This window comes from Streptomyces sp. NPDC044061 (assembly GCF_056434305.1).
The window spans coordinates 121831-135468 of the sequence record NZ_JBWKFL010000011.1; the positions used below are offsets into that span (position 1 = coordinate 121831).

Here is a 13638-nt window from a genome sequence, read left to right on the forward strand (position 1 = left end):
GAAACAGCCCGTAAACCGGGACCGCCCTGCCCGCCGGGCCACCCGACATGAGACCCGCGAACTGGGACGGCCTCACCCGCCGGCCCTACCCCGCATCGGTCCGCGAGCCAGAACCGCCCGCCCCGCCGTCGCTCCCGCAGCCGCCGGGCAAGACACGCCCCTCGCCGGAAAACCGCTGGCCGGACGCCGTGCGGGGTGCTGGGATGGCGCGATGGTGGATGATGCGTCACTGACCGTGGACCGGGGCCGGTACGAGGACGCGGTGACTCCCTGGGAGCAGGAGTCCTGGCGGACCGCGGCCCTGGACTGGGTGGAAGGCGGGCTCGCCGCGCACGGGCTGCGGACGGCCGGTCGGCTCGAGGTGCGGCTGCGGCCGTGGTCCGTCCTGGTGCGAGTGCCCGTGGCCGGGCGGGAGGCCGTGTGGTTCAAGGCGAACCCGCCGGCCAGCGGCTTCGAGGGGGCGCTGACCGCCGCGCTGGCCCGCTGGGTGCCGCGGCACGTCCTGGCACCACTGGCGGTCGACGCCGAGCGGGGCTGGTCGCTGCTGCCGGACGGAGGCGCCCTGTTCCGTGACGTGCTCGCGCGGGAGGCCGTGGGGCCGCGGGCGTGGGAAGGTCTGCTGCGCCAGTACGCGAGCATGCAGCGCGCGCTGGTCCCGCACACCCGGGAGATCGAGCGGCTCGGCGTCCCGGGCGCCCGGACCTCGCAACTGCCCGCGGTCTTCGACGAGTTGCTCAGCGAGAACACGGCACTGCGGCCGGACGAACGCGCACGACTGGACCGGCTCCGCCCACGCCTCGTGGACTGGTGCGCCGAGCTCGGGGCCTTGGGCGTCCCGGACTCCCTGGACCACTCGGATCTCCACGACGGCCAGTTGTTCAACCCGCGGCCGGGCCGGTACACCTTCTTCGACTGGGGCGACGCCGCCGTCTCGCACCCGTTCTGCAGCCTGCACGTCACAGCCGGCAGGGCAGGTGCCCGGTACGGGCCCGACGTGCTGCCGCGGCTGCGCGACGCCTATCTGGAGCCGTGGACGGGTGCCGGACACACCACGGCGGAGCTCCGCCGCGCGGTAAACCTCGCGTGGCGGCTGAGCGCCCTGGGGCGGGCCCGCGCCTGGGGCGGCCTGTTCCCGACCGCGCCGGGAGCCGCTCCCCTCGCCGCGCAGAGCGCCCGGTCACTGCTGGAACTCTTCGACGACCCACCGTTCTAGGCCGGAGGAGGCCCGGTCGGCGGTCCGTTCCCGTGCGGCACCTTGCACCGGGGTTCAGGAAGCGCCGGGCTGGCACTGCGGGCACCACACCGTGCCGCGGCCCGCCATGCGCGATCTGCGCAGGCGGGAGCCGCAGCGCGGGCAGACCGGGGCGGCATCGTCGCGATGGCCGGTCAGCCAGGAGTCGCGCGGCGGGACGCAGCCCACGGAAACGGCCGAGCGCAGGGTGCGGCGCATGCGGGTGTAGAGGCGCCGGCGGTCGCGCTCGGTGAGGTCTCGGGCAGGCGTGTCGGGGCGCAGTCCGGCGCGCCACAGGATCTCGTCGGCCAGCAGATTGCCCAGGCCCGCGATGACGGACTGGTCGGTGAGGACGGTTTTGACGTGGCCGCGCCGCGAGCAGAGGGCGGCCTCGAACGCATCCCCGTCCACCGCCAGCGCGTCGGGTCCCTGGCGGCCCAGCAGCCGTGCGACGTCGGAGTCGTCGTGCGCCAGCCAGACACCCTGCAGTTTGCGCTGGTCGCGGTAGCGCAGCTGGCGGCCGCCGCCCAGGGTGAACAGCACGCGGTCATGGGCCTCGACCACGTCGTCGGTACGTCCGCAGACCAACCGGCCGGTCATGCCGAAGTGCAGCATGAGGGTGGGGCCGCCGGTGCGGGCGAGCAGCCACTTCCCGTGCCGCTCGGGGTCGGTGAACCGCCGCCCCTCCAGCGCGTCCCGCAGGCCCCGCGTGTCGACCTCGTGCAGTACGCCGGTGTCGCGCACGTCGACTCCCCGGATGACCCTTCCCTTCGCGCAGGACTCGAGCACCTTCCGGAATCCCTCGACGTCCGGCAGCTCAGGCACTGCGGACGTCACCGAGTCGGCCGACGCCCGGCGGGTCGGGAACGCGCACGTCCATGGCGGGCTCCTCGGTCCGATGCCCTGTGCTGAACTCATGCAACACCCGTTCGCACGGATCCGCCCACACCACCCGTACGGAAGAACACCCGGCCGCCCGTCACGGCCACCTCGTCCCCGTCTCCCGCCGGACCGGCCGGTGCCGTCGCCGTCGCCCCGGGGCCGTTGTGGGGTTGCGGGAGACGGGGCGGGATCGCAAGCCTGGACGAGGGACGAACCGGGGCGGATCCGGGAGGCTCAGTGACCCCAGTACCCCAGGGCGTGGACGACCCGACCCGACGGCGCTTCCTGGCCCTGTGCACCGGCGCCGGCCTGGGCGCGGCGGCCGCCTGTACGCCCGTGTCACCGCGCGCGGACCGCCGGCACGACCGGCCACTGCTGCCGGAGGCCGAACAGGACGCCCCGGGCACCGCCGACTGGCGGATACGCTCGGCGGGCCCGCCCGAGGCGGTGACCGGTTACACGGACCAGGTGAGCGTGGTGCCGGGTCAGGACTGCGGCCTGCACGTGTCCACCACCGCCGCGTCCTTCCGGGTCTCGGCGTTCCGCGTCGGCTGGTACGGCGGCAAGCGGGCCCGCCTCGTCTGGGTCTCGCCCCGCGTACCGGGCCGCGTCCAGCCGGCCCCGCGACTGCTGCCCGCCACCCGGACGGTGCGCGCCGACTGGCCCGTCACGGTGAGCCTGGACACCACCGGCTGGCCGGAGGGCGCGTACCTGCTGCGGCTGGAGGCGGACAGCGGCCACCAGCGGCACGTCCCGCTGATCGTCCGCTCCGTCGAGGGCGCGGGCCGCACGGTCCTGATGCACGCCCCGGCCACCTGGCAGGCCTACAACCGCTGGGGCGGCTACAGCCTCTACGCGGGCTCCTCGGGCGCGTACGCCACCCGGTCGCTCGCGGTCAGTTTCGACCGCCCCTACGACGGCAACGGCGCCGAGAAGTTCCTGGTCTACGAGTGGGCGCTGGTGGTGCTGGCCGAGCGCCTGGGCATACCGCTCGCCTACACCACCGGTGTGGACGTCCACCGGGACCCCTCGGTGCTCGGCGGAGCGCACGCCGTCGTCTGCCTGGGGCACGACGAGTACTGGACGCCCGAGCAGCGGGCCGCCGTCACCCTGGCCCGGGACGCCGGCACCAACGTGGCCTTCCTCGGCGCCAACACCTGCTTCCGCCGGGTCCGCCTGGAGGACGGGGAGCGGGCGGGCGGCCGTACGGTGGTGTGCTACAAGACGGCCTACCGCACCGACCCGTACTACTCGTCCGACCCGGCGCTGGTGACCACCGACTACCGCAACCCGCCCGTCGCCGACCCGGAGTCCTCGCTCACCGGGGTTCTCTACGAGGGCTATCCGGTCGACGCCCCCTATGTCGTGCACACCGCCGGTCACTGGCTGTACGACGGCACCGGCGTGCGCGACGGCGACGGCTTCGCCCACCTGGTGGGCGTCGAGTACGACCGCGTCACCCCCGCCTCCCCCACCCCCGGCCCGCTGGAGATCACCGCGCACTCCCCGCTCGTGTGCCAGGGCCGGCCGAGCCACAGCGACTCTGCGTACTACACGGCCGCCGGCGGGGCCGGCGTCTTCGCGACCGGCACCATGCGCTGGGTGGAGGCCCTGCTGGCCGGCACCGGCGAACTCGGCCGCGACCACGGAATGGACGCCCGGACCCGCGCGTTCGTCACCCGCACCACGGAGAACCTGCTGCGCACGTTCGCGCAGGGTCCGGCGGCGCGCCACGCCCCGCCGCCCGTCGCCAACGCGGCGCGGGTGTACGGCGGCAGGGCCTGAGGCACGCGACCGGGTTCCCTGTTCCCTGCTCACCCGGTGCGAAAGCCCCTCCGGGTGCTGCCGCGGGTCAGACGGTCGGGTTCTGTCGCCCCGTGGAACGGAGCCGGTCCCTGCGGGCGTTGTTGTAGATCCGCAGGAGGTGCTTGGCCACGGCACAGGGCGCGGCGTCGACGTGGCACTGGCGGCACGTCTGCATGTGGCGCTCGTAGGTGAAGCGGGCGTTTTCCAAGGCATCAGAAGACATGGACATCTCCGGTCAGGGCGCGTCCCGAGACGGCGCCGAGTCGACTGACTGGTGCAACCGGAGACAGGTCATCATGTTACTTGCGGTACTGGGAAACCGGCCGGGGCTCACAGTGGGTAGTCGTCGGCCTCGGCCCGCCGGAGCGCCCGGTGCTCAGCCGGCGTGGCTCTCCCGCAGTGCCCGGGCATGGTTCGTGAAGGCGGTCGGGCCCACCTGGACCCCGTGCCGGCGGACGGCGAACTGGCGGACGCGCGAGTCGAGTTGACGGTGACCGGCGGACATGTGGTGCACCGGGGCGCCCGACGGGAGTACGTCAGCGATCGGTCAGTCCCGTGTCAGCCCCTCCTGCCACTGTTGTTCCTGTGACCGGCACGGGAGACCGGAGGCCGGTCACGGGGAGAGGTGCCCGGAGTGGTTGATCGGGGACCAGCGAGCACGGCTCACGGTCGGGCCCCCACGGGGCCCACGCAGGTTCGAATCCTGCCCTCTCCGCACACCGCGGGCGCGTGTCGGTTCCACCGGCACGCGCCTTCGCGCCCATACTCCGGACATGCGGAGAGGGGCGCGGTGATGGAGTTCCTGGTCGACATGGTGACCATTGTTCCTGACGGCACCTCGGAGGAGGCCGTCGCCGACATGCGTGCCCGGGAGGCGGCCCGGTCCAGGGAACTGGCGGCCCAGGGCAGTCTGCTGCGGCTGTGGCGCCCTCCACCGGCGCCCGGGGAGTGGCGCACCTGGGGGCTGTTCAGCGCCCCCGACGCGGACCGTCTGGAGCAGCTGCTCGCTTCCATGCCTCTGCGGGCCTGGCGGACGGACACCGTCACCCCGCTGTCCCCGCATCCCAACGATCCCGGAACCGGAACCGGAACCGGGCGGTGACGGTCCCGTACACCCGTGTGTGCCGGTTTCCGGCGGCACGCCACCTCAGCTGCGCGTCAGCCCCCGGTCAGGCCGCCCTGCCAGGCTGATGCATGTGAACGGCACGGGAAACCGGAGGCCGGTCACGGGGAGAGGTGCCCGGAGTGGTTGATCGGGGACCAGCGAGCACGCCTCGAGGTCGGGCCCACGGGGCCCACGCAGGTTCGAATCCTGCCCTCTCCGCGATGAGCAGACGGTGTCGGGCCGCTGTCGGTCGACCGCGGGTTCAGGTCGGACGAGCGTGCCCGACCTGCCGTGGACGATCTGTTGCGGCCGGGACGCCGACGGCGCGGGGGCCGGCCCGCCGCGTCCGGCGCGCGGTCCGGGCGGGGTCCGTGGCCGTGGGTGAGCACGACGTCGTACTCGTAAGCGAGCGGGGCGACCGCTGTGGCCACCCGTACGGCGTTGGCCCGCTGGATGTCCGACCCGGGGCTCTCGCCGCCGCGGAGCAGGGCGTTGCCGCCGAGGACGATGACGATGCGCAGGGAACTCCGTCTCCGGCGGCGGGACCCGCCGGGTGGCCGTCCGCGACGGGATCCGGGTCGGGCCGGGTGCGGCCTCAGGCGTGCGGGACCACGGCGACGGGGCAGTCGGCGTGGTGGAGGACGGCGTGCGCGACCGGACCGATCCGGCCGTTGCCGGTGCGCCTGCCCACCACTACGAGTCCGGCGCCGGCGGCCGCGTGCACCAGTTCCGCGGCCGGCCGGCCTTCGACGACCGTCCCGGTGACGGGGACGTCCGGGTACTTCTCGCGCCACGGCCGCAGAGCCGCGAAGAGGCCGTGCTCGGCCGTGGCGAACGCCTGCGGACCGGGGGACGGGGGCCCGGCCGCGTAGCCGGACGGCGCCTTGAACACGTGCAGCACGCGCAATTCGGTGGTGCGTCGGTGCGCGGCCTCGAAGGCGAAGTCGGCCAAGGTGTCGCAGGGCTGGGTGACATCCAGGCAGAGGACGACGGCGCGGTAGGGGGTCTGCGGGATCTCCTCCGGCGCCACGCCGTCCACGGCCGGCAGATGCTCGTCGGCGGCCCCCCGCCCGGCCCGCACCAGGACCACCGGACGGGCGGAGCGTCCCACGACGCGCAGGGAGACGGAGCCGGTGACGTAGCCGGCGGTCCTGCCCAGCCCTCGGGACCCGAGCACCAGCAACTCCGCTTCGTCGGCCGCCGAGAGCAGCGCGTCGACCGGTGCCTCAGCGATCGGCCGGCCGGTGATCATCAGCGTGGGGTGGGCGGCCCTGACGCTGTCGGACGCCTCCCGGAGCAGCTCGTCGGCCCAGCCGTGTGCCGTGCTGTCCCGCGGAACGAACGGCGCCGGACGCATCCGGTGCCAGGCGTGCACGAGGGTGAGCGCGCCGCCCCGGCGCACGGCCTCCTGGGCCGCCCAGTGCGCGGCCGCGAGACTCTGCGGGGAGCCGTCGATCCCCGCCGCGATGTTCCGAACCATGAGGCGTCCCTCCCGGGCCGGTGGCCACTTGTGTACATCGAGCCTGCTCCCAGGAGGGTGCCGCCGCCCATGGGCCGCACAGTTCCCTCGGGTCCCCTTCGGCCCACGGCAGGTTCACCACACGTCGATACGGCGGCCCGTGTACGCGGTCGCTTCGATGCGCACCCACAGGTCGCGCTCCCCGCCCGCCCACGGTGCGCTGTAGGCGTGCTCGACCAGGTGGCCCACCTCGCCGGGGTCGGTCACGGCGCGGGCGGTGCCGCGTGCCAGGACGCTCCAGCCCTGGCTCAGCGCGTCGTCCACCCGGTCGATCTCGAAGGCGACCTCCCGGTCGAGTCCCTGGGTGGCCACCGAGCCCTGGCTGGTCCGGAAGACGATGGCGCCGTCGACGACGCTGTAGTTGACGGGAACCACGAGCGGGGCTCCTTCGCCGGACACCGCGATGCGGCCCACGCCGTGCGTCGAGATCAGCTCGCGGCACTCCTGCTCGCTCAGCTCGCCGAGGCGCGGATAACGGGCGGCCCGTCCGAGTCCGGCCGGAAGGCCGGTGTGGCCGCCGCCGAGCTCGGCGGGGCTGGTGCGCAGTGCCCCGGCCAGCCTGAGCAGGGTGCTGGCGTCCGGCGCGGCGGTGCTGTGTTCCTCCAGGTGGGCGATGTATCCCTCCGCCATTCCCGCGCGGAACGCCACCTCCTCCCGGGTCAGGCCCAGTTCTCTGCGGCGCCGCTCGATGCGGCGCCCGAGGTCGCCCCGCGCGGACGTCACCGCCGGATCCTGTGGGGGGTGCTGTGGGGTCGTGGGTTCGGCCATGCTCACTCACTCCTCGCCGGGCCGGGCCGCCCGGCACTCGCGTGTTCCGTCGCTCAGGTCCGGCGGGGTACGACCGCCACGGGGCAGTGCGCGTGGTGCAGCAGCGTGTGTGCCACCCGGCCCAGCTGGAGTCCGGCACGGCCCTGCCGGGGGTGGGCTCCGATGACGACGAGGTCGGCGGCGGCCGAGCGGTCCACGAGCACCTTCCGGGCCGGGCCCTCCACCGCGGTGTGGCGCACCCGGACGTCGGGGTGGTCGGCCGCCGGACCGCTCAGCGCCGAGTCGAGGGCGGCGGAGGCCTCCTGCGCGTGCACGTCCCCGGAGTCGTTCGCCCGGAGACGGTGGTCGGCGGTCTCGTGGTGCGGGAAACGCCAGGCCCGGACCGCGTCGAGGACACAGCCGCGGGCACGGGCCTCCTCGAAGGCGAAGCGCACCGCCTCGCCCGCGGTGTCCGGGTCTCCGGCGCCAAGCAGGATCCGCTCGTGGGTGCCGGCCAGCCCGGCCCGGTCACCGCGCACGACGATCACCGGGCACTGGGCCCGGGCGGCCACGGCCAGTCCGACCGAGCCGAGGAGCAGTCCCGCCAGCTGGCCGCGGCCGCGCGCGCCCGTCACCACGGCGAAGGCGGTGTCACCCGCGCGTACCAGGGCTTCGGCGGCGTCCTGCGGGAGGATGTCGGTGATCGTCTTCACCTCGGGGTTGCGCAGCCTGGCCCGTTCCGTCGCCGAGGCGGCGATGTGCTCGGCCATCACCTGCTCGGAGGGGCGTGCCGGGCTGCCCGACGGGACGAAGCCTTCGTAACGCTCCCAGAGGGAGGCGTACACCAGCCGCAGCGGCAGGCCGCGCCGGGCCGCCTCGTCGACCGCCCAGTCGACCGCCGTCAGGCTGGAATCGGATCCGTCGACGCCCACGACCAAGGGCAGTTCCATCATCGGACTCACCGCCTTTCGCCGGCCACATCGTGCGGCGCGGTCACACGCTCACCGTCGCACGCGCACGGGTGCGGCCCCATGGGCCGGTCCGGCCCCTCCCTGTGCCGTTCGGCCCCCGGCGCGACGGCGGGCGGGAGGGCCCGGACCGCCAGGGTCTTCGCGGCTTCCGCGCCCGGCGCGTGGTGCCGGGGAGGGACGCCGCGATGGGCCGTTGGGGCCGGGCCCGGGCCGGTCGGCCCCTTCGTGCCGCGCCCGGGACGGACGAGGCTGGGTGGGAAACGCCGGTACGTCCGGCGACCGCCGGGAAGGAGGCCCTGATGTCCTCCCTGTCACTGGACTCGTCGGCCCTGGAGAAGCTGCTCGCGGCCGCTGTCGCGGCTCCGTCGATGCACAACACCCAGCCCTGGCGGTTCCGGCTGGACGCCGACACGCTGACCGTGGGGATCCACGCCGCCGCCGAACGGGCCCTGCCCCGGGCGGATCCGGACGGACGGGCCGTGCACATCGCCGCCGGCGCGGCTCTGCTGAACCTGCGCGTCGCGGCGGCTCACCTCGGCTGGGCGCCGGTCAGCCGGGTCCTGCCCGATCCGCGGGACCCGAGCCTGCTCGCCACGGTGCGCCTGGACGGGCGGGCCGGACCGCCTCCCGCCCGCGAGTCCGAGCTGTACGCGGCGATCTTCCGCCGGCACTGCAGCCGGCTCCCGTACACGGAGCGGCCGGTACCGGTCGCGGTGCTGGCCGAACTCGCCGACGCCGCCCACGTCGAGGGCGCCCGGCTCACGGTGGCCGACCCGTCGGCGACGGCCCGTCTGCTGCGGCTGACGGCGCTGGCGGAGCGGCGCAACCACAGCGATCCGGACCGGGTGGCGGAGAGCCACCGCTGGACCGGGGCCGAGACGGGGCCGGAGACCGGCATCCCCGCCGAGGCCTTCGGCCCGCAGGACTCCTTCGGGCGCCTGCCCGTGCGCGACTTCGGCGCTCCGCGCTCCCCGGCCCGGCCGGTGTCCCGGCCCTTCGAACGGCACCCCGCGCTCATCTCGCTCACCACGGCCGACGACCGCCGCGCCGACTGGCTGCGCGCCGGACAGGCCCTGGAGCGTGTCCTGCTGCTCGCGACCGCCGACGGTCTGCGCACCTCGCTGCTGCACCAGGCGCTGGAGTGGCCGGACCTGCGCGCCCGGCTGCGCGGGCCCGCTTCCCCGTACGAGCACGTCCAGATGCTGGTGCGCCTCGGCTACGGCCCGGAAGGGCCGGCCACGCCACGCCGGACGCCGTACCTCTTCCTGGACGCGGCGGACGGCCCCGGGCCCGCCTAGCAGGCGTACGGCCCGCGGGAGAGACTGGCGGACATGGCCGACAAGACGGTGGACGAACTGCCACGCAAGACGTACGAGAAGGAACTGCTGCGTCTGCAGACGGAGTTGGTGAAGCTTCAGGGGTGGGTACGGGCCACGGGCGCGCGGCTGGTCGTCGTCTTCGAGGGACGGGACGCGGCCGGCAAGGGAGGCACCATCCAGCGGGTCACCGAGCACCTCAACCCGCGTGTCGCCCGCATCGCAGCACTGCCCACACCCACCGAGCGCGAGCGCACCCAGTGGTACTTCCAGCGGTACGTCGAGCATCTGCCGGCCGCCGGGGAGATCGTGCTCCTCGACCGGTCCTGGTACAACCGGGCCGGCGTGGAGCACGTCATGGGCTTCTGCACCGGGGAGGAGTACCAGCGGTTCCTGCGCCAGTGCCCGATCTTCGAGCGGATGCTGGTGGAGGACGGGATCCTGCTGCGCAAGTACTGGTTCTCGGTGAGCGACGCGGTGCAGCAGGAGCGGTTCCGGCGCCGGCTGGAGGACCCCCTGCGGCGCTGGAAGCTGTCTCCCATGGACCTGGAGTCGATCACCCACTGGGAGGCGTACTCCCGGGCCAAGGACGCGATGTTCGTGCACACCGACATCCCGGAGGCCCCGTGGTACGTGGTCGAGAGCGACGACAAACGGCGCGCCCGGCTGAACATGATCGCCCACCTGCTGGCGTCCGTCCCCTACCAGGAGGTGCCGCCGCCGGTGCTGGAGCTGCCCGAGCGGCCGGCGAGTACCGGGTACGAGCGTCCGCCGCGCGATCTGCAGACCTACGTCCCCGATCACGCGGCGAAGCTCTGAACCGGCGGCCGGCGGCCGACCTCAGTCGTGCGGGACCACGGCGACGGGCGCGGCGGCGTGGTGCAGTACGGCCTGGGTGACGGGTCCGAGGTGCGGGCCGACCGGGGCCCGGCGGTCGCGGCGGCCCACGACGACCAGCGACGCCTCGTGCGAGGCCGCCACCAGGCGGGCCGAGGCGCTGCCGGAACCGGATTCCTCGACGACCTCGACGGCCGGATACTTCCGCCGCCAGGGCCTCAGCGCCTCGGTCAGGGCGTCGCGCTCCTGCGCGGCGATCTCCTGATCGAATGCGGGGTCGACGGCCAGTCCGTAGGCGTAGTACGACGGCAGGGGCCAGATGTGCACGGCCCGCACGGCCGTGCCGCGCCGAGCGGCCTCCTCGAAGGCGAACGCGAACAGCGTGTCGTCGGGGGCCGCGGTGTCCACGCCGAGCAGGACGGGCCGGTAGGGCGTGGCGGCGGACGGGATGCCGGCGGGGTCCTGCTCGTGCTCGTCGGCGGCCTGCCCTCCGGCCCGTACGAGGACGACGGGCCGCCGGGCGTGGGCGACGACCGACTGGCCGACCGAGCCGACCAGGAAGCCGCCGACGCCGCTCAGGCCCCGGGAGCCCAGCACGAGCAGTTCCGACTCCTCGGCGGCCGCGGTCAGTTCGGTGGCCGGGGTGCCGCTGCGCTGTTCGCTCGTGACCCGCACCCCGGGATGCCGCAGCCGCAGCCCCTCGGCGGCCTCCCTGGGGATCCGCTCGGTCCAGTGCTCGAGCGCCACGGCGCCCGGCAGCGGGGCCTGCGCCATGGGCACCGGGACCGGCTCCCACACGTGCACCAGTCGCAGCGGCAGATCACGCATCCGCGCCTCGCGCGCGGCCCATTCGGCCGCGGCCCGGCTCTCGGGCGAGCCGTCGAGGCCCACGGTGATGGTGCGGGACATGGGTCCACCTCCTGTTGTCGGGACGCCCCCAAGGCTTCCGTCCGCGGCGCCCGGCCGACAGGGACCGCAGGTCCCTGTGCCGGCCCGACCGGCCCTGGGCCGCCGTAGCCGGCGCCCGACGAACAAATTGCGGAGTGTTCCCGACAGGTCCGGGCTCGCCTCGGACGTGTTCCGGCCGCTGCCGCGCAGGACGCGACAAGACACTGCGGAGTCGCCTCGTATGCGTTGGGATGGCCGGACTTGCACGCCCGACAGCCGCGGGGTTGCCCATGAACACTTTCGCAGACCAGCCGCCACGAGTGGCGTCCCCCGCGCTGCCGGACCGGTGCGCCCGTGGCACCGCTGTGCCGCAGGAGGGGCCTTCGGCAGCCGAGGACCGCTTCCGCGGACTGCTGGAGGCCGCGCCTGACGCCATGGTGATCGTCGACGACACCGGCGCGATACGGCTGGTCAACGCCCAGACGGAGGCCCTGTTCGGCTATCGGCGCGAGGAACTGCTGGGGCGGCCGGTGGAGTTGCTGGTGCCGCACCGTTTCCGTGACCACCACACCCGGCACCGCGACGGTTACGCCGCCAACCGGCAGGTGCGCCCGATGGGGGCCGGCCTGGAACTGCACGGGCTGCGCAAGAACGGCACCGAGTTCCCCGTCGAGATCAGCCTCAGCCCCCTGGAGACCGCGGACGGGCTGCTGGTGTCCGCGGCGGTGCGCGACGTCAGCGACCGCAAGGCGGCCGAGGCCCGCATCAACGAACTGGCCGCGCTGGTCGAGTCCTCCCAGGACGCCATCCTCGCCAAGACGCTCGACGGCGAGATCACCTACTGGAACGCCGCCGCCGCGCGGCTGTACGGCTACACGGCCGAGGAGGCCATCGGCCGGCACGTGTCCATGCTCGCCCCCGACGAACTGGACGACGACATCCGCGTGCTGCTCAGGCGGCTGCGGCACGGGGAGAAGGTCGAACACTTCGAGACACTGCGGGTCACGAAAACCGGGGCGCTCCTCGACGTCGACGTCACGCTGTGGCCGACCCGGGACGCCCGGGGCAAGGTGGTCGGGGCGTGCGCGATCGTCCGGGACATCAGCGACCGCAAGCGCGCGGAGGCGGAGCTGACCGCGCTGCTGGAACAGCAGCGGCACATTGCCCTCACCCTGCAGCGCAGCCTGATGGGCACCCCGCCGGCGATCCCGGGTCTGGCCACCGCGAGCCGCTACCGGCCCGCCACCCAGGGCGCCGGTGTGGGCGGCGACTGGTTCGACCTCGTTCCGCTGGGCGCCGGGCGGGTCGGCGTGCTCATAGGCGACGTCATGGGCCGCGGGCTCGAGGCGGCCGCCGTGATGGGCCAGCTGCGCTCGGCCGCGCATGCTCTGGCCAAGACGGAGATGCAGCCGCGCCGGCTGATGCAGGCCCTCGACACGGTGGTGACCGACCTGGACGTCCCCGACCAGCTCGTCACCTGCTGCTACCTGGTGATCGCCCCGGACGCCGGGACCGTGACCATCTGTTCCGCGGGCCATCTGCCGACCCTGGTGGTGGGCCCCCAGGACGGCGTCCGTACGCTGCCGGCGCCGGTCAACGCGCCGCTCGGCGTGGGCGGCGTGCTCTACGAGGAGTCCTGTGCCGACATAGCGCCGGGCGCCACGCTCGTGCTCTACACCGACGGCCTGGTCGAGACGCCCGGCAGCGACATCGAGGCCCGGATCACCGAACTCACCGACGTCCTCGACACCTGCCTGCCGCGGTCGTCGGCGCTGGAGACCGCCGCCGACCATGTGCTGGCCACCCTGCTGCCCGACGCCGACGGCCACAACGACGACGTGACCCTCCTGCTGGCCCAGTTGCCGGCCGCACCGCTGGCCGCCGTCACCACCGATCTGCCGGCGCTGCCGTCCTCCGTGCCCGAGGGCCGCGCCTTCCTCCGCCGCACGCTGGCGTCCTGGGAGTGTCCCGCGGCGGTCGAGGACGCCCTGCTGCTGCTCTCCGAGACCCTCACCAACGCCGTCCTGCACGCCGAGGGGCCCGTGGGACTGCGTCTGTGCCGGACGCCCAGCGAGCTGACCGTCGAGGTCAGCGACCGCAGCCCGCATCTGCCCCAGCCGCGGCTCGCGGCCGAGTACGAGGAGTCGGGCCGCGGTCTGCTGCTGGTCCGCGGGCTCGCCGAGAGCTGGGGGGTGCGGCCGACGGACGAGGGCAAGACCACCTGGTTCACGCTGAAGCTGTGAGGTGGTGACCGCTGCCCGCCCGGCCTCCCGACGGACCCGCTCGGCCTCCCCCCACCGGAGGCCGAGCGGGCGACCACCGTCCAGGAACTCTAA

The 13638-nt window shown here is 74.2% G+C and carries 12 protein-coding genes and 2 pseudogenes; 8 read left to right on the forward strand and 6 right to left on the reverse strand.

Features of this window, described 5'->3' with window-relative positions; all coding sequences use genetic code 11:
- Positions 1-211: 211 nt before the first annotated feature.
- On the forward strand, positions 212-1213 hold the full coding sequence (locus tag AC07CM_RS19395) for an aminoglycoside phosphotransferase family protein (protein WP_478877622.1): 1002 nt from the start codon (positions 212-214) through the stop codon (positions 1211-1213).
- Positions 1214-1267: 54 nt separating this feature from the next.
- Here the strand turns inward: AC07CM_RS19395 and AC07CM_RS19400 are convergent, their stop codons facing one another.
- A complete protein-coding gene (locus AC07CM_RS19400; RefSeq protein WP_478877623.1) occupies positions 1268-2056 on the reverse strand; it encodes an Fpg/Nei family DNA glycosylase in 789 nt (262 codons plus the stop codon).
- A gap of 294 nt (positions 2057-2350) precedes the next feature.
- On the opposite strand from AC07CM_RS19400, the gene AC07CM_RS19405 reads away from it, so the two are divergent.
- Positions 2351-3898 carry a N,N-dimethylformamidase beta subunit family domain-containing protein gene (locus tag AC07CM_RS19405; protein WP_478877624.1) on the forward strand — a complete coding sequence of 516 codons (1548 nt, stop codon included), beginning with the start codon at positions 2351-2353 and terminating at the stop codon, positions 3896-3898.
- A gap of 67 nt (positions 3899-3965) precedes the next feature.
- Here AC07CM_RS19405 and AC07CM_RS19410 read toward each other — a convergent pair whose 3' ends face one another.
- Positions 3966-4142, reverse strand: coding sequence for a hypothetical protein (locus AC07CM_RS19410; protein WP_478877625.1), 177 nt, complete (start codon positions 4140-4142; stop codon positions 3966-3968).
- Positions 4143-4538: 396 nt separating this feature from the next.
- On the opposite strand from AC07CM_RS19410, the pseudogene AC07CM_RS19415 reads away from it, so the two are divergent.
- From AC07CM_RS19415 to AC07CM_RS19425, 3 genes and pseudogenes are all read left to right on the forward strand, one after another.
- Positions 4539-4634: pseudogene (locus tag AC07CM_RS19415) on the forward strand.
- Positions 4635-4712: 78 nt separating this feature from the next.
- On the forward strand, positions 4713-5021 hold the full coding sequence (locus tag AC07CM_RS19420) for a muconolactone Delta-isomerase family protein (protein ID WP_478877626.1): 309 nt from the start codon (positions 4713-4715) through the stop codon (positions 5019-5021).
- Positions 5022-5149: 128 nt separating this feature from the next.
- A pseudogene (locus AC07CM_RS19425) lies at positions 5150-5243 on the forward strand.
- Positions 5244-5619: 376 nt separating this feature from the next.
- Here AC07CM_RS19425 and AC07CM_RS19430 read toward each other — a convergent pair.
- From AC07CM_RS19430 to AC07CM_RS19440, 3 genes are all read right to left on the reverse strand, one after another.
- The gene (locus AC07CM_RS19430; RefSeq protein WP_478877627.1) at positions 5620-6504 is read right to left on the reverse strand and encodes a universal stress protein; all 885 of its coding nucleotides are present in this window, start codon (positions 6502-6504) and stop codon (positions 5620-5622) included.
- 114 nt (positions 6505-6618) lie between these two features.
- Positions 6619-7311 (reverse strand): helix-turn-helix domain-containing protein, encoded by a 693-nt coding sequence (locus AC07CM_RS19435; protein ID WP_478877628.1) that lies wholly within the window; start codon positions 7309-7311, stop codon positions 6619-6621.
- Positions 7312-7364: 53 nt separating this feature from the next.
- A complete protein-coding gene (locus AC07CM_RS19440) occupies positions 7365-8240 on the reverse strand; it encodes a universal stress protein (protein ID WP_478877791.1) in 876 nt (291 codons plus the stop codon).
- Positions 8241-8560: 320 nt separating this feature from the next.
- Between AC07CM_RS19440 and AC07CM_RS19445 the strand changes: the two genes are divergently transcribed.
- Both AC07CM_RS19445 and ppk2 read left to right on the forward strand, forming a co-directional pair.
- A complete protein-coding gene (locus AC07CM_RS19445) occupies positions 8561-9559 on the forward strand; it encodes an Acg family FMN-binding oxidoreductase (protein ID WP_478877629.1) in 999 nt (332 codons plus the stop codon).
- A 33-nt stretch (positions 9560-9592) separates the two neighbouring features.
- Positions 9593-10396, forward strand: a complete 804-nt coding sequence (ppk2, locus tag AC07CM_RS19450) for a polyphosphate kinase 2 (protein WP_478877630.1) — start codon at positions 9593-9595, stop codon at positions 10394-10396.
- 21 nt (positions 10397-10417) lie between these two features.
- Here the strand turns inward: ppk2 and AC07CM_RS19455 are convergent, their stop codons facing one another.
- On the reverse strand, positions 10418-11323 hold the full coding sequence (locus AC07CM_RS19455; protein WP_478877631.1) for a universal stress protein: 906 nt from the start codon (positions 11321-11323) through the stop codon (positions 10418-10420).
- Between the two features lie 269 nt (positions 11324-11592).
- Between AC07CM_RS19455 and AC07CM_RS19460 the strand changes: the two genes are divergently transcribed.
- The gene (locus tag AC07CM_RS19460) at positions 11593-13545 is read left to right on the forward strand and encodes a PAS domain S-box protein (protein WP_478877632.1); all 1953 of its coding nucleotides are present in this window, start codon (positions 11593-11595) and stop codon (positions 13543-13545) included.
- Positions 13546-13638 lie beyond the last annotated feature (93 nt).